Consider the following 15703-nt stretch of genomic DNA (forward strand, 5'->3'; position numbering starts at 1 on the left):
GTGACATTCATTACCCGTTTTGCCCCCTCTCCTACCGGCCCGCTGCATCTGGGTCACGCTTATTCAGCTCTTTTGGCGCAGGATATGGCGGGGGCCAATGACGGGAAATTCCTTCTACGAATTGAAGATATCGATCAGTCTCGCGCTCGTGAACATTGGGAATCCCAGATATATGACGACCTTTCCTGGTTAGGCCTAAAATGGCCTACCCCTGTCATGCGACAGTCAGATCAAATGGACAGATATCATGGGGCACTGGAGAAACTCTGGAAAACTGGAGTTTTGTACCGCTGCACCTGCACGCGGCGTGACATTGAAACCGCTGCCTCAGCTCCGCAGGAAGGCGAAGCAGTATTTGGGCCGGACGGTCTCGTTTATCCCCAAACGTGCAAGAAAACCAATTCCTTGAATCAATGCGCTGCAGCACAAACTCCATTCCCCCGAGGGGCCGCTATCAGATTGGACATGCAAAAAGCATGCGCCTATTCCGACAACCTCCCCCACACTACTCATAAGTTTTCGGACGAACAAAGTTGGGGAGCGGCCTTTACTGAAACGGGCAGCGGGCCAGATGGTGAAACTGGCCAGATAGAATTCACTAAGCATGAAATATTGGAGTCGATAGGCGACATTGTGTTGTCACGCCGAGGAATGGGAACGTCCTACCATCTTTCCGTTGTCTTGGATGACGCGGCGCAGGGTGTGACACATGTTGTTCGCGGACAGGACCTTTTTGAGGCGACTAAAATCCATGTCATTCTGCAACGTCTACTCGGCCTACCGACGCCAACTTACCACCACCACGGGCTTATTCGAGACGGCAATGGTAAGCGCTTAGCCAAACGGGATGATGCCCGCGCGATAGCAAAGTACCGAGCGGAAGGTGCTACCCCAAAATACATTCGCAATCTAGTCGAGCTTGACTAGGAGCCTTGCCCAACTTCACTCAACGTTTCGACAGAAAGTTCAAAACATTTACTTTAGTGGCGCCAGAATTTCAGTCTCTTCGCCGCCACGCACGGCAGTATAGAAACAGCTTCGGCGATTGGTGTGGCAAGCTGGCCCAGTCTGGTTGACCAATGCCAACAGGCAATCCTGATCACAATCAACCCTTAGGTCTACCAGTTCCTGGACATTGCCCGAACTCTCCCCCTTGATCCAGAAAGACTGCCTGGAGCGCGACCAATAGGTCACCTTGCCAGTTTCCAAAGTCTTGGCTACGGCCTCCGCATTCATCCATGCCATCATCAAGACATCTCCATTGGTAGCATCTTGTGCAATGCAAGGGATCAGCCCGGCAGAATTGTAGGTCAGGTTATTGGGATCAAAGGACATATAAAAACCTTTTGTATCTGGATTTCGCACCCTATGTATTGTGAACACTCGGCTAGGGAAAGCCCAAGGAATACACATGACCAGTGACAGCGACCTGATCAAACTCTACTCCTCAAGAATTCTGGCGTTGGCTGCGGATATTCCGCACCTGGAGCGGTTGGAGGCACCGGACGCGACGGTAAAGAAGCGCGCACCGCTTTGCGGATCGACCATTACGATTGACCTGAACCTGTCAGACGGGAAAATTACTGATTTTGGTCAGGATGTTAAGGCCTGTGCGCTCGGGCAAGCCTCAGCTTCTATTGTTGGTAATGCGATCTTGGGCCGCTGCTATGACGAAGTTGAAACTGCTCGCAATCAACTTAAATCAATGCTGGTTGAAAATGGCCCCGTACCTTCGCCACCTTTTAACGAACTAGAAGTTCTCATTCCTGCACGTGATTTCAAGAACCGCCACGCTTCGATTTTGCTCGCTCTCGAAGCGACTCTTGAAGCAATGCGGCAGGTCTCCCAACAAAACTGCGGCTAAGCTCTAACCTACAAATCAAATTCGTCCCGCCTGCCCGCTCTGACGAGCAGAAGTGTTTGGCACTTATCGCCGCTAGTATGTCTATCACTGTTAGTCATCAGCTGGACTGCGAGACTATCTACATTACAAAAAAGATCCGCCGCACATCTGGGAAGATGGCGGCGGAAGAGTCACGCTTTCATGTGGGATCAGGTTACTACTAGCGGATCATGAGGCAGATCCAATTGGGGTCAGGACAGGCAGTAGCCCCCAATATCATTGGGACAGGATGCAGGCGTAACCAGCACAAAAGCGCAATTTGTGTGTTTAAAGAAAGCTTGGGGCATGTAGGGCAAAGACTAAAATAACGACCAAAGAAGCCGCCCCTACTGCATCCTGCAACAATGTCGTCGGCGAATGCTGAAATGTGTTCTTGATTTGTTCAATCATCGGTTGGCCTCCAGGAATAATCTTGTCTGTTGATCACACTCTACGGTGTTTGTTGACCCTTTGTTCTCATTTTTAAGATGATCTGTAAAGAACTAAATGAGAACATTTTCTAATAAAAATGAGAACATCCACAGTCAGTTCCACTAACCCACTGAAATTAATCGAATTGCTTGATCTTGCCTCATCAACCACAAAAGAACACGGGCTGCCTGGCCTCGGGGGCTTTCTAATTTCGGATCTGTCGCCAGCAAGGCCCTCGCATCACTTTGAGCTATAGCCATTAGACCAGCTTGCCTTTCCAAATCTGCAATTTGAAACCTCGGAAGACCGGATTGGGCGGTGCCAATCACATCTCCAGCTCCACGCATTTGAAGATCTGTTTCGGAAATCACGAATCCATCTTCTGTTTCACGCAGAACTTCAAGCCGCTTGCGGCCACCTTCCTTCAACGGTGCTTGGTACATCAATAGACACGTTGATTCAGCAGAACCCCGGCCCACTCGGCCACGTAGCTGATGCAATTGGGCCAAACCAAATATCTCAGCTCGCTCGATCACCATAATTGAGGCGTTGGGGACATTTACTCCCACCTCGATTACTGTTGTTGCGACTAAAACAGATGTTTCACCAGCCTGGAAAGCAGCCATTGCAGCGTCTTTCTCCGAAGCCGGCATCTGCCCATGGACCAATCCGACGACGCCCTCGCCTAAAACCGCACGCAAACGTTTGAAACGCTCTTCGGCGGCGATTAAATCCATCACTTCGGATTCTTCGACCAATGGACACACCCAATAACATTGACGTCCTTCGGCAATCGCGCGGCGCAAATGACTAATAACCTCATCCATCCGCTCCGTACTAATAACAGCAGTCTTAACAGGTTTACGTCCCGGCGGCTTTTCGTCCAAAACAGACACATCCATGTCGCCATATTGCGCCAATGCAAGTGATCGGGGAATGGGGGTCGCAGTCATAACTAATACATCTGCCCCCTGCCCTTTTTCAGCTAGCTCCATCCTCTGACGCACACCAAACCGATGCTGTTCGTCAACAATGGCAAGTCTAAGGTCGTGAAACTCTACATCCTGCTGAAATACTGCATGGGTCCCAACAAGAATGTGGATGTCCCCCCGTTTCAACGCTGCAAGCTTAGCCTTACGTTCAGCCCCTTTGTCACGCCCGGTTAACAGCTCCAGTACAACCCCAGCGTCCTCGGCCAAGGGCCGCAATCCATCCAAATGTTGGCGCCCCAGTATCTCGGTGGGCGCCATCATTACGCCTTGGCCACTCCCCTCAACAACGGTCAGTAACGCCATGAAAGCAACTAAGGTTTTGCCGGATCCTACGTCGCCTTGCAGAAGTCGGTTCATCCGCTGGTCAGACCCAAGGTCCGTCGCGATTTCTGCAATAGCGCGGGTCTGCGCCGATGTTGGTTTATAAGGAAGTGCCGCAAGGACAAGGGCCTGCAAAATGCCGGTTCCCTTACTGGATGTTCCGCGTGTTTTACGCTCCATTTGCCGTGCAAGCGCCAAAGTAAGTTGATGAGCAAACAACTCATCATAGGCCAATCTGGCGCGAGATGGAGAGTGAGCGTCTAAGTCCTCCAATCCGCTTGGGTTATGCGCGTCGAAAACTGAATCCTGCCATTGCCGCCAGTTTTTTTTCGCCAACTGTGCTGGATCGATCCACTCATCTAAAACAGGCGTGCGCTTTAATGCGCTTTGTACGGACTTGAACATCGTCTTTTGAGTGATGCCCTGTGTCAGATTGTAGACCGGCTCAAACTCGGGAATATCAGACGCTTCTTCCAGGGGCACCATATGGTCCGGGTGAACCATTTGGGCCATTCCATCAAACAACTCAACTTTTCCAGAAACGACCCTCCGTGACCCTTCAGGCACCTGAGCAAGAAGATATCTGCTTCGACCGTGGAAGAACACCAGCTGAAAGTCCGTTTCCGCATCCATGACCTGAATACGGTAAGCCCCTCCACGATTACGAGCGGGGCGATGCTCGCCAATGGTAACCTCTACCGTCACGACAGATGGAAAGTCACAGCCCGATAACGTACTACGAATTCGTCGATCAACCACGGAATATGGGAGCGAAAACAAAAGGTCACGCGGCGACTCTACTCCTATTTGAGCGAAGTGCTGAGCAGTTTTCGGGCCGACCCCCTGTAGCGTTTCTAGCTCAGAGAACAGCGGATAAAGTTTTTCCGGGCGACCGCTCATGCTGGAGAAATCAACGCTAGCCACTCATCCTCGTTCAGGACTTTGACCCCAAAATCAGCAGCTTTCTTCGCCTTGGACCCAGCGCCAGGACCAGCCACCAAAATATCGGTTTTCTTAGAGACCGATCCAGAAACTTTGGCGCCTAGGGATTCAGCACGAGCTTTTGCTTCAGCACGCGTCATTCTTTCCAAAGTTCCAGTAAATACGACAGTTTTTCCGGCAACGGGACTTTCACTAGACGGTGCTACTGGGGGGACGATATCCAGTTCCTTAGCCAGCCTCATGATTGCTGCCCGCTCCTCGCGGTTAGCAAAGGCGTCGGTCAATGAAAGAGCGACAGAGGCACCTATTCCGTCAATCCCAGTCAAATCATCCCAGGCAGTCATAGCAGAAGGCTCGATGCCACTTTTTTCAAACACAGTGTCGCGTGTTTCCTTGATTTTTGCTCGCCTGTTTTCAGCTTTTGCAGCAATGCGCTCTGCATCCTCCGCCTCATCCGCCCTTCGCCATGCAACGGCTGCAGGTCGCGCTATGTCGACCCCTGCAATAAGTTTGTCCCAGTTCATGAAATGCAGCGCCAGATCTTTGGCCGCAGTTTCGCCAACATGACGAATACCTAATGAAAACAAAAATCTACCAAAGGCGATTTGGCGCTTATCTTCAATTGCGGCAAAAAGGTTAGTCGCACTTTGTTCACCCCAACCATTCCGGTTCTTCAACTTTGTGAAGTTCGCTTCGTCTCTCCTTGCCAGAGAAAATATATCGGCGGGTTCCAAAATGGATAGATCTTCATTCTCAAAGAATGTCTCGATCTGCTTGGCGCCTAGGCCCTCGATATCAAAAGCCTTGCGAGCCACAAAATGCCGCAATTTTTCTTTGGCTTGAGCAGGGCAAATTAGCCCGCCAGTGCAGTAGCGTACCGCGTCACCTTCCTCTCGCACAGCTTGGCTGCCGCACTCTGGGCAGACCTCGGGAAAACAGAAGGGGGTTGAGGCGCCCGGACGCTTCGCAACATCAACATCTGCCACTTTGGGTATCACGTCTCCTGCCCGATACACTTGGACAAGGTCTCCAATTCGGATGTCCTTGCCGTTTCGTATTTCTTCGCCCTTTGAATCTCGGCCCGCTATGTAGTCTTCATTGTGCAACGTCGCATTAGACACCACGACGCCGCCAACCGTTACAGGCTCCAAACGTGCAACCGGGCTGAGTGCACCGGTCCTGCCAACTTGAATGTCGATGGCCTCAATTCGGGTCCACGCAAGTTCCGCCGGAAATTTATGCGCGATCGCCCACCGCGGTGTTGTCGACCGAAAACCCAGGCGCTCCTGCAGGGCAAGATCGTTCACCTTATACACCACCCCGTCGATATCGTACCCCAAGGATGCACGCTGGGATTCAATTTTCCCGTAGTGTTCAATCAATTCCTTGGGCGACAAACAAAGTTGGGTTAAAGGGTTGGTATCAAAGCCAAACTCAATCAGCTTTTTTAGTGCTCCCATCTGCGTGCTTGCCAGAGGCGTTGAGAGTTCGCCCCAACTATAAGCAAAGAAACGCAAAGGTCTGGACCGGGTAATTTCGACATCCAATTGGCGCAACGATCCAGCCGCCGCGTTTCTGGGGTTAGCAAAAGCCTTACCGCCACGTTCAAACTGACGTTGGTTCAACGCTGAAAAGTCGTCGTGGCTCATGTAAACTTCGCCCCGCACTTCAAGGATGTCCGGAGCATTGGCGATCTGATGCGGTATGTCAGAAATGGTTAGGGCATTTCCTGTGACATTTTCACCTGTTTCTCCGTCTCCACGCGTCGCTGCTTGCTTCAGAAGTCCATTCTCATATCGTAGAGACAGTGAAAGCCCGTCAATTTTGGGCTCGGCAGTATACGACAATTCGTCATTGGCGGCTAAACCGAGGTATTTTCGAATGCTGGTATCGAAATTTTCAACGTCGTCGTCGTCGAAAGCGTTACTAAGCGACAACATCCGCTGCGCATGAGAAATCTTACCAAAGCCAGATGCGGCCGGAGCCCCGACTTTGCCTATCTGTGTTGCAAACTCAGACAACGACGGAAAGGTTGTAAGAAGGCTGAGGTACCGACGCTTTTTCAGATCATAATCGGCGTCCGACAAAGTCGGAGAATCTTTCTGATGATAATCTAAGTCTGCTTGGCGCAACGTTTCCTGAAGTTCCAGAAACTCTTTGCGCGCATCATCTTCTGAAAGAGATGCCTTTTGATTATTTTCGGTGTGCTTCACGCGCGCCCCCTATGACATGCTATCACGGTGATAGAATGTGAGGCGCGTCGGGTCCAGATACTCAAACGATCTGGAAAAGAATTCCCGTCTTACCAAATCAAAAGCGGCGCCCTAAGGCGCCGCTTCCAAATTCTATTAGGCGCCAACGGCCAGTCGAGGACCGTTAGTCAGATGATCCTCTTGCGGGTCCCGCAGAACATACCCCCGGCCCCAAACAGTCTCGATGTAATTCTCACCATCAGTCGCATTGCTAAGCTTCTTGCGCAACTTGCAGATAAATACGTCGATGATCTTCAGTTCAGGCTCATCCATACCGCCATACAAATGGTTAAGGAACATTTCCTTAGTCAGCGTAGTTCCCTTACGAAGGCTCAGTAGCTCTAGCATCTGATATTCTTTACCAGTCAGGTGTACAGATTTACCTTCAACTTCAACAGTCTTGGCATCCAGGTTAACCGCGATCTTGCCGGTTTTGATAATCGACTGCGAATGGCCTTTAGACCGGCGAATAATGGCGTGAATACGTGCAACCAGTTCCTCACGATGAAACGGTTTGGTCATGTAGTCGTCAGCACCAAACCCGAAGCCTTTGATTTTGTTCTCAGTATCATCTTCACCGGTCAAAATCAGAATTGGGGTTTCGATACGTGACAGGCGCAGCTGACGCAGAACTTCATGCCCATTCATGTCCGGCAAGTTCAGATCCAAGAGGATCAAGTCGTAGTCATACAACTTTGCCAGATCGATACCCTCTTCACCCAGATCTGTCACATAGACGTTCAGGTTTGCGTGGGTCAGCATCAGTTCAATGCTCTTTGCTGTAGTTGGATCGTCTTCCACCAGAAGTATGCGCATGGTCTTTTATCTCCGCCTGTAAACTCTTACCCTCATGTTGCGTTAACCTTGATGGAAAAAGGTTAACGCCCCGTTACCATAATGGTTAATATGGGTCAGAGCCTAGGTTTGTCGATATTTTTTCAACGCTGTTGTCTTTAATGCATCCACGCCATGATCCGCGACCGCAGAAATCCAGCTGCGGAACTCTTCTTCGCTCAATCCATATCGCTGCATAGCCTCGGTTTGAGGCAACAATCCATAAAGAACCCCGCGCACCACAGCAGCTTTGCGGGAGGCAACCCAACGGCTTGTCGTTTCTGGCGGTAAATCAGCGTGGGTCATAACAGTCCCGTCAGGCAGCGTTACTGCCCGCGGCCCGTCCACTTTCTTCAAATACATCACCGTATCCCTTGTTATCCTCCTCCAGCCTTGACCGCTACGGCTTAACGATAAGTGAAGCATGCCCCTTGAGAGTCTGTAGGATTTTCTTATATTCTGCGACGTCTGCCCCAATCCCCCAGGAGTCGCCCAATGGCGCTGGATAATCCCCACCCACTAAACTCACTTGGCTTTGCTAAACCACCGTCTGAAACTCGTGTCGTTGTGGCTATGTCCGGCGGCGTCGACAGCTCTGTTGTCGCAGCATACTTGGCTGAACAGGGCTATAACGTTGTTGGCGTGACGCTACAGCTGTACGATCATGGCGCTGCGCTGGCCAAGAAAGGCGCATGCTGTGCTGGCATCGATATCCACGATGCCCGCCGCGTGGCCGAGGAACACGGCTTTCCACATTATGTTCTAGATTATGAGAACATTTTTAAGGATGCCGTTATTGATGAGTTTGCGGACAGCTATTTGGCGGGCGCAACACCAGTTCCCTGTATTCGGTGTAATGAACGAATCAAATTCAAGGACCTACTGGAAACTGCAAAAGACCTCGAAGCGGACTGCATGGCGACAGGACATTACATCCAGCGCAAGATGGGTGAATTTGGCGCAGAGTTGCACTCCGCGACCGACGCGAACCGGGATCAAAGCTATTTCCTGTTCCCGACCACCCCGGAACAGTTGAACTTCCTTCGTTTTCCGCTTGGGCATCTACCGAGTAAGGATGCGACCCGTGAGATGGCGACAAAGTATGGATTGGCAGTCGCCGATAAGCCGGATAGTCAGGACATCTGTTTTGTACCCGACGGCAACTATGCCAGTTTGATTGAGAAACTGCGCCCGGGAGCTGCCGAACCAGGCGAGATCGTGCATGCGAACGGGCGCGTCCTTGGCGCTCACGATGGGGTTTTGCATTATACAATTGGGCAGCGCCGCGGACTTGGAATTGGCGGGCTAAGTGAGCCGTTGTACGTCGTTAAATTGGACGTCGATACCAAACAGGTAATTGTTGGCGGTAAGGAACTGCTTGCCACACGTAGGATCCCTGTACGAGAAATTAACTGGCTGGGCGACGAGCCGTTTACCTCTCGTGAAGAATGGCATCTGTCGGTTAAAGTACGCTCCACCCGTCCACCGCGTGATGCAATCATCAGACCAATCTCGGACACCGAAGCCGAGGTCGAGCTATTGACCCCTGAAGAAGGCGTATCCCCAGGTCAAGCCTGCGTTTTTTATGCCAACGAAGGTAGCCGGATTTTTGGCGGCGGTTGGATTTGGCGCGGGTACTGATCTGGAAAACTCGTCTTTGCCCGGTGGCCACACCGGGCAAACGTTAGGGTAGTCGATCCAACACGGCTCTCGCAGCGCGCAAGCCAGGGGCCTCTCCACCCTGCCCTAGCTGTCTCATGGTCAGCGACATCGCCCGGTTTTGGTCTTCCGGATCACCGGCCACCTTTGTCAAAGCAGCAACAATGTTCTCTGCTGTACAGTCCGGCCCCAAACATTCTGGCACAAACCGGCTGCACGTAACCAGATTTACCAAGGTCACTGTATCAATCAGCGCCATTAGCTTCATAATCCGCCATGTCAGCCACTGAAACTTATAGGCAATAACCATTGGCGTGTTTGCAGCCGCCAACTCTAACGACACTGTACCGGACGCCGCCAAGGCTAATTCAGCAGAGGCAAAAGCCGCCCGTTTATAGGCCTGAGCCGTCTCGCTGTCATAGTCATTAGGATCCAACACCAAGACATTTTCCGGCCAACCTTGCAGGCTTTCACGTACCAGCGCAGCAACTGGCGCTGCTGCAGGCACAACGACGCGCATGCCTGTATTGGATTTTAGGAAACCTGACAGTGATTCACCAAAAACTGGTGCTAACCGAGAAACCTCTGAGCGGCGCGATCCTGGCAATGCCAGAACGTATGGGGCATCGCCTAACCCTACCTTGGACCGAAAGTCAGCGATTTCAGATTTCGTCGCTTGCTTTTCGGCAACCACTGGATGACCGACAAAATCGCAATCCATCCCCGCAGCCTGCATGAATTTTGGTTCAAAGGGCAGCAATGCAAGTACATGGTCAATAACAAGGGCCATTTTCTTGGCCCGACCTGGTCGCCACGCCCAAACCGAAGGCGCAACATAATGTACGGTGCGTATCGAACTGGATTTTTTTACAAGCTTGGCAACGCGCAGCGAAAAATCCGGCGCATCAATCGTAATCAACACATCCGGTTTACTGGCGATCACCGCATCTGCGACTTCACGAATACGGCGCTTAAGATGAAGGTACTTGGGCAGCACTTCTGCAATGCCCATGATTGACAATTCGTCCATCGGAAACTGTGACGTCAGCCCTTGTGCCGACATCATCGGCCCACCAACACCATCAAAGGCTACCCCTTGGGAAAGCTCATGCAGACCTTCCATCAAAGCCCCGCCCAACCGATCGCCCGAAGGTTCGCCAGCCAGAATGAAGACCCGAAGGCTCATGCCTCGCGGAACCAAAGAAATAGGCCTAGGCGATCAGCAGTGGCAATTACTTCTTCCTGCGCCAAGACAATCACCCCACCAGCCTCGAGAACTATGCCGGACAAACCAGCATCAGCTGCCATTTCAACTGTTGCAGGCCCAATAGTTGGCAGATCCACACGACGGTCCTGTGCAGGTTTTGGCGCCTTGAACAGCAGACCACCCTGGCCATCAGGACGATTTTGCAAAGCCTTCAGCATCCAGTCGGTCCCAAAGGCATTTTCCACGGCAATTGCCTGCCGTGTTCGGACTGCGCAGGACTGACCAACATCGGCATTGCTCATCGCGATGACAACTTCTGCTCCACGCAAGGCATCAGCCTTGTCCAGCTCACCTGGCTGAACCTGTGTTGGTACTCCAGCTTGCATTAAAAGACCTGGCGCCACATCCTGCGCCGCCTTTACAGTAAAACCAGATGTTTCAAAGATCTGAATGACTGCCCGCAAGGCACCATCATCCCCTGCTCCCAATGCGCCTTGCAAAACTGGAACTAGTGGAAATGTCGCAGCATCAATCGCTGATGGGTCTATCTTGGGTCGTCCCACCGCACCTGCCATGCAGATTTCGGTTATGCCACGTTCAGTTAGCTCAGCCAGGAAACTACCTAAGTGTTCCAACCGGAAATTAAGATCCACCTCCACCGAAGCCGGATCATTCCCAGCCATAGAACAGATCAACGGTTTTGCCGGCAAATTCGCAACGACTTCACCCGGCAAAGCGCCGGTTCCTGCAATTAACGCTAGCATAGATTACCCTCCGGGCGTCAAAAATGATCGGCCGCTGTCGCCGGTAATAAAGGCCACGATTTCCTGAACGTAGTCGCTATCACTCTCATCGGCCAAACGTCGAGCGCGTTCTTGAAACGTGCCTTCGCCCTGAGCCAACATCTGAAAGGCAGCCCGAAGTGCTGTAATATCAGAACGAGCAACACCCCGACGTTTCAGTCCAACCAAGTTCAACCCGTCAAGGTCGCCACGCGGAGCCTGAACCAACCCGTAAGGAATGACATCATTAGTAACCATCGTTACAGCGCCAACAATTGCGCCTTTCCCAATCCGCACCCACTGATGGATCCCCGACAAACCGCCAATGATCACGTCGTCTTCCAGAACGCAGTGCCCAGCGACAGCAGCCGAATTTACTACAATGACCCGATCACCAACTTGGGCATCATGTGCGATATGGCAGCCGGCCATAAACAAGCCATCGTCGCCAATCCGTGTCACACCGCCGCCGCCTTCGGTTCCGGCATTCACTGTCACGTGCTCTCGAATACGATTACGTTTACCGATCTCAGTGCGGCTTTGCTCACCCTTGAATTTCAAGTCCTGAGGCACCTCTCCGAGCACAGCAAAAGAAAAGATAACTGTTTCGTCGCCAATCTTTGTGTTGCCAGTCACGACCACATGGCTTTTCAAAACCACCTGATCGCCCAGCTCTACGTCTGCACCGACAAGACAGAATGGACCGATCACGCAGCCCTGACCAATTACGGCCCCCTCTTCGATAACCGCGCTAGGATGAATCTGACTCATCGTATTCAGTCCTCTTACAAGTCGACCATAGCAGTAAATTCGGCTTCAGCGGCCGCTTCTCCATCTACGGTTGCTTTGCCCGAGAACTTCCAGATCTTACCACCAGGCTTTCCACGCACAGTGGTAATGTTCATTTCGAGCACATCACCCGGACCGACTTTTCGGCGGAATTTACACTTATCGATGTTCATAAAATAGATCAGCATATTGCTGTCCATCATGTCAAAGGCTGTGCCGATCATAACGCCCGCAGTCTGCGCCATTGCTTCGACGATTGTTACCCCAGGCATAATTGGGGTGCCCGGAAAGTGTCCTTGAAAGTGAGGCTCATTCATGGTGACGTTTTTAATTCCGCGAGCAGAATTGAATCCATCAATGTCTAGTACTTTGTCAACCAACAGGAACGGATAGCGGTGCGGTAGAATTCGCTGGATCATTTGAATGTCAGCTGTTTTCAACTCGGCGGTCATAACGGTCATCCTGTTCTTGTCATAGTATCAGTGACGTCACTAGCAAGACGACACCTGTTGGGCAAGCTAGCGCTGTTATTGTTGAACGTTCCCATTCAACTGAGCACCATCACCAAGAACAGCATCAATACGGGAAATTGCAAGATCAGTGACATCTGCCGCGTCAGAGCTAAGAAAGACTGACGATTGATCCAAAATAGCTCCGGCCCCTGTTTCACCCAACAATTGTTGTAACAGAGGCAACGACGCGGTGAAGAAATCACGTCTAGCAGCCTCCCCTACTGCGTTGATATCCCGCAACTTTTCCTCTTGCAGTTGACGTGTCTCTTGTACTTTCTCATCGAAAGCATCTGCCAAAGCCCGAAAGGCAGCCGGATCCATAGAAGTCCGTCGGTCTGAGAGAGACTGCTCCTCGGCCCGCAATACAGCCTCAATCCGACGGTTTTCAGCCGTCAACACTGCACCTTCGGCCTCAATTTCCAAAGTTACTCGACGGCCAAAGGCACTATCGGAAAACAACCTCTCCGGCTGAATTGTTAGAATAGAGCTTTGCGGGACACCTAACTGTGTTTCTCTGCCAAAACTAAAACCAAATGCCTCTTGCCCTACAGTTTGGATTGGCGCCAGCAGGACACCAAAAAGTGCCAGCATTCCTGCTAGCACTCCATGGCAACATGGCATAGCACGCACATTCATAACCCTAGAACCGAGCCTGAATCGTCAAATCGAAACTCTGTTCTTTGTCAAAAGTTTCCTTTTGCAAAGCCTTAGAAAAGTTGAAACGCAACGGGCCAATTCCAGTTGTCCACAAAAGTGAAAAGCCAATCACCTGACGGAAGGACCCATCTTCACCGACTATAGACCCACCAGTAGTGTCTACATTTGAGAGGTCCCAAAGGTTTCCAATATCATAAAAAAGGCCACCACGCATTCCAAATTCTTCTGGCAACCCAAGTGGGAACTCCGCATCAAACCGAGCGACTGCATAGTAGTTTCCGCCAAGAAAATCGTTGTAATTAGAGCTGGTAGCTCCAATTTGTGATTGGTCACGAGGACCAATACCACCAGGTTCAAACCCACGCATAATTCTTGGCGACAAGATATAGCGATCAATTGACCTGCTGTCGTCATCCCCAAGCCAGCTCAGCGCCCCTGCTTCAAACGTCGCCCGAAGAGTTACCTCTTCGTGAAATACTCGCCTTTGTGCAATTAACCTTGCAGAGGACTTTACGTATTCGTTGTCACCGCCCAGTCCTGCATAGTCTGCCCCAAGCTCGACCAAAAAACCTGCGTTTGGATCCAGTCCAGTGATCCGGCTATCATATGTATATGAAAAGCCAATGCCGCTGGATACCAACTCGCCCTGGGCTATCTCATTTCGAACAACCGTCCCTGCGAGTGGGTCACCATTACTATCATCTCCACGACTAAGCATTTCATCACGATCCCAAGTATAGCGGAGCGCAAGATTAGAACTTTCCCCTAACTGAAAACCCAGTGACGGCATAAAGAACGCGCGCTTTGTATCATACTCGGAGAAGCTCGAATCCGATCTCGAAACACCGAGATCAAAAGAGAATCTCAGATCACGACCCAACAAGTGAGGCTCAGTAAAGCCGAATATGTATTCTTCCGATTCTTGTGCTGTCGAAATGTTGAATGACAACCGTTGCCCCCGACCGAGAAAATTGTTCTCAGACAGCCCAATACTCAAACCGATCCCGTCTTCGACAGAATAGGCACCACCCAGCGAAAGTGAACCAGTCGGCTGTTCTTCAACATCAACATCAACAACGACCTGGCTAGGTGAGCTACCTTCACGAACATCAACTTCAGCCGATGCAAAAAATCCCAGCGCCCGAATGCGTTCTGCACTCTCGCGGATTGCACGAGGGTTAAATGGGTCTCCTTCCACAGCCTTGAAACGCTGACGGATCACCCGATCAAGTGTAGTTGTGTTACCTTCAATATCAATGCGTTCAACAAACAGCCTTGGCCCCCGGGTCAGCACAAATTCGACATCCAGAGTTAGATCACGATCGTTTCTGGAAATTCGCGGCTCCACCCGCAAGAAATCAATGCCTTTTCGTACCGCGAGCGTCTCTAAACGGGTAATCGCATTTTCAACCAACAAAGGTGAATAAATCGCGCCTGGCTTGACTTTCAACGTGTCGAAAAACTCGTCCGAATACGCTTCATCGATTTCGCTGGAAACCGAAATCTCACCAAATTGGAATTGCTGCCCTTCCGTTACATCGACAACAAGAAAGACTGCATCTCTTTCACTGGTTACTTCCGCATTAGCACTGTTCACGCGAAAATCAACGTAGCCACGCGACAGATAGAAATCACGAAGAACTTGCTTGTCAAACTCAATCCGGTCTTCGACCAACGTGTCGGAGTTTATCAGCGCACGAAGAAAACCAGCCTGTTTGGTTTCAACAACTCGGCGCAAACGGCGATCAGAATAGACTCGGTTGCCTACAAATGAAACGCGCTCAACTTCCGTGGTGTCGCCTTCAGTTATTTCAAAAACCAAATCAACACGGTTATCGCTGCGTCGAATAATCTTTGGGGTAACCCGCGAGGCTATGCGTCCCTGAGACCCATAAGCCTCCGCAATAATGGCGGCGTCCCGTTCGGCCTGCGATGGATTGAAAACCCGACGTGGAGAAGACTCGATCAAAGCAACAAGATCGTCGTCCTTCAGCCGACGGTTCCCCTCAAAACTGATTTGGTTGATTGTCGCAAATTCAGTTACCTTGATAACCAGAGTATTCCCGCGCGGCACCAGTTCAACAGTTTCAAACACACCACTATCGAGAATGTGCTGGTAGGCATCATTCAGCCGTCCTGCACTGACAGTTTCGCCTTGCTTAATTCCTGTATAGGCAACGATTGTCGAGGTTTGAATCCTCTGGTTTCCCTCTACCTTTACTGAATTAAATCGGTAATTTTGCGCTTTGGCAAACGACGGCGAAAAGGCAAAACCCAAAGCGACAGCAAGTGACAGTGCTGACACATGTTTGTACAATATATTGGTGCGTGATTGGCACCCACCGCAGGATTTACCCACGTTTGTCCCCCAGAGCATATTAAATAACCCAATTTCCTAAGCAGCTTTAAAACTGCGTATCGGGTTTGCGCACTGTTGTCAAA

The 15703-nt window shown here is 51.0% G+C and carries 15 protein-coding genes; 3 read left to right on the forward strand and 12 right to left on the reverse strand.

From position 1 onward, the window contains the following. On the forward strand, positions 1-927 hold the full coding sequence (gene gluQRS, locus DL239_RS18405) for a tRNA glutamyl-Q(34) synthetase GluQRS (RefSeq protein ID WP_167685567.1): 927 nt from the start codon (positions 1-3) through the stop codon (positions 925-927). 48 nt (positions 928-975) lie between these two features. On the opposite strand, the gene hisI is transcribed toward gluQRS, so the two are convergent. Continuing rightward, a complete protein-coding gene (hisI, locus tag DL239_RS18410) occupies positions 976-1335 on the reverse strand; it encodes a phosphoribosyl-AMP cyclohydrolase (RefSeq protein ID WP_167685568.1) in 360 nt (119 codons plus the stop codon). 76 nt (positions 1336-1411) lie between these two features. Between hisI and DL239_RS18415 the strand changes: the two genes are divergently transcribed. Continuing rightward, positions 1412-1864: an iron-sulfur cluster assembly scaffold protein gene (locus DL239_RS18415; protein WP_167685569.1), complete on the forward strand. Its 453-nt coding sequence runs from the start codon at positions 1412-1414 to the stop codon at positions 1862-1864. A 306-nt stretch (positions 1865-2170) separates the two neighbouring features. On the opposite strand, the gene DL239_RS21820 is transcribed toward DL239_RS18415, so the two are convergent. The 5 genes from DL239_RS21820 to sciP all read right to left on the reverse strand — a co-directional run bounded on the left by DL239_RS21820 (position 2171) and on the right by sciP (position 8018). After that, complete coding sequence (locus DL239_RS21820) at positions 2171-2293, reverse strand: hypothetical protein (protein ID WP_255456308.1); 123 nt, start codon at positions 2291-2293, stop codon at positions 2171-2173. 143 nt (positions 2294-2436) lie between these two features. After that, positions 2437-4527, reverse strand: a complete 2091-nt coding sequence (recG, locus tag DL239_RS18420) for an ATP-dependent DNA helicase RecG (protein WP_167685570.1) — start codon at positions 4525-4527, stop codon at positions 2437-2439. Beyond that, a complete protein-coding gene (gene ligA / locus DL239_RS18425; RefSeq protein ID WP_167685571.1) occupies positions 4524-6782 on the reverse strand; it encodes an NAD-dependent DNA ligase LigA in 2259 nt (752 codons plus the stop codon). The genes recG and ligA overlap by 4 nt, the downstream gene beginning before the upstream one ends. Positions 6783-6917: 135 nt before the next feature. After that, positions 6918-7637, reverse strand: a complete 720-nt coding sequence (ctrA, locus tag DL239_RS18430; RefSeq protein ID WP_167685572.1) for a response regulator transcription factor CtrA — start codon at positions 7635-7637, stop codon at positions 6918-6920. A 102-nt stretch (positions 7638-7739) separates the two neighbouring features. Continuing rightward, a complete protein-coding gene (gene sciP, locus DL239_RS18435) occupies positions 7740-8018 on the reverse strand; it encodes a CtrA inhibitor SciP (RefSeq protein WP_167685573.1) in 279 nt (92 codons plus the stop codon). 132 nt (positions 8019-8150) lie between these two features. Between sciP and mnmA the strand changes: the two genes are divergently transcribed. Further along, positions 8151-9296, forward strand: coding sequence for a tRNA 2-thiouridine(34) synthase MnmA (gene mnmA, locus DL239_RS18440; protein ID WP_167685574.1), 1146 nt, complete (start codon positions 8151-8153; stop codon positions 9294-9296). 43 nt (positions 9297-9339) lie between these two features. Here the strand turns inward: mnmA and lpxB are convergent, their stop codons facing one another. From lpxB to bamA, 6 genes are all read right to left on the reverse strand, one after another. After that, entirely contained in the window at positions 9340-10500 is a 1161-nt protein-coding gene (gene lpxB / locus DL239_RS18445; RefSeq protein WP_167685575.1) for a lipid-A-disaccharide synthase, read from the reverse strand. After that, a complete protein-coding gene (locus DL239_RS18450; protein WP_167685576.1) occupies positions 10497-11285 on the reverse strand; it encodes an LpxI family protein in 789 nt (262 codons plus the stop codon). Before DL239_RS18450 ends, lpxB begins: the two co-directional genes overlap by 4 nt. Positions 11286-11288: 3 nt before the next feature. Continuing rightward, positions 11289-12074: an acyl-ACP--UDP-N-acetylglucosamine O-acyltransferase gene (lpxA, locus tag DL239_RS18455; protein ID WP_167685577.1), complete on the reverse strand. Its 786-nt coding sequence runs from the start codon at positions 12072-12074 to the stop codon at positions 11289-11291. A 14-nt stretch (positions 12075-12088) separates the two neighbouring features. After that, complete coding sequence (gene fabZ, locus DL239_RS18460) at positions 12089-12544, reverse strand: 3-hydroxyacyl-ACP dehydratase FabZ (RefSeq protein WP_167685597.1); 456 nt, start codon at positions 12542-12544, stop codon at positions 12089-12091. A 75-nt stretch (positions 12545-12619) separates the two neighbouring features. Continuing rightward, complete coding sequence (locus tag DL239_RS18465) at positions 12620-13195, reverse strand: OmpH/Skp family outer membrane protein (protein ID WP_240931966.1); 576 nt, start codon at positions 13193-13195, stop codon at positions 12620-12622. Positions 13196-13244: 49 nt separating this feature from the next. Beyond that, a complete protein-coding gene (bamA, locus tag DL239_RS18470; RefSeq protein WP_167685579.1) occupies positions 13245-15638 on the reverse strand; it encodes an outer membrane protein assembly factor BamA in 2394 nt (797 codons plus the stop codon). Positions 15639-15703: the final 65 nt, after the last annotated feature.

Source organism: Parasedimentitalea denitrificans (genome assembly GCF_011813015.1).
In the GTDB taxonomy this organism is placed as follows: domain Bacteria; phylum Pseudomonadota; class Alphaproteobacteria; order Rhodobacterales; family Rhodobacteraceae; genus Parasedimentitalea; species Parasedimentitalea denitrificans.

Coding starts and splice junctions, on each gene's coding strand:
- DL239_RS18465 (WP_240931966.1), bottom strand. CDS start 13,195: ATGCTGGCACTTTTTGGTGTCCTGCTGGCGCCAATCCAAACTGTAGGG.
- lpxB (WP_167685575.1), bottom strand. CDS start 10,500: ATGAGCCTTCGGGTCTTCATTCTGGCTGGCGAACCTTCGGGCGATCGG.
- lpxA (WP_167685577.1), bottom strand. CDS start 12,074: ATGAGTCAGATTCATCCTAGCGCGGTTATCGAAGAGGGGGCCGTAATT.
- mnmA (WP_167685574.1), top strand. CDS start 8,151: ATGGCGCTGGATAATCCCCACCCACTAAACTCACTTGGCTTTGCTAAA.
- DL239_RS21820 (WP_255456308.1), bottom strand. CDS start 2,293: ATGATTGAACAAATCAAGAACACATTTCAGCATTCGCCGACGACATTG.
- recG (WP_167685570.1), bottom strand. CDS start 4,527: ATGAGCGGTCGCCCGGAAAAACTTTATCCGCTGTTCTCTGAGCTAGAA.
- bamA (WP_167685579.1), bottom strand. CDS start 15,638: ATGCTCTGGGGGACAAACGTGGGTAAATCCTGCGGTGGGTGCCAATCA.
- fabZ (WP_167685597.1), bottom strand. CDS start 12,544: ATGACCGCCGAGTTGAAAACAGCTGACATTCAAATGATCCAGCGAATT.
- sciP (WP_167685573.1), bottom strand. CDS start 8,018: ATGTATTTGAAGAAAGTGGACGGGCCGCGGGCAGTAACGCTGCCTGAC.
- ctrA (WP_167685572.1), bottom strand. CDS start 7,637: ATGCGCATACTTCTGGTGGAAGACGATCCAACTACAGCAAAGAGCATT.
- DL239_RS18450 (WP_167685576.1), bottom strand. CDS start 11,285: ATGCTAGCGTTAATTGCAGGAACCGGCGCTTTGCCGGGTGAAGTCGTT.
- DL239_RS18415 (WP_167685569.1), top strand. CDS start 1,412: ATGACCAGTGACAGCGACCTGATCAAACTCTACTCCTCAAGAATTCTG.
- hisI (WP_167685568.1), bottom strand. CDS start 1,335: ATGTCCTTTGATCCCAATAACCTGACCTACAATTCTGCCGGGCTGATC.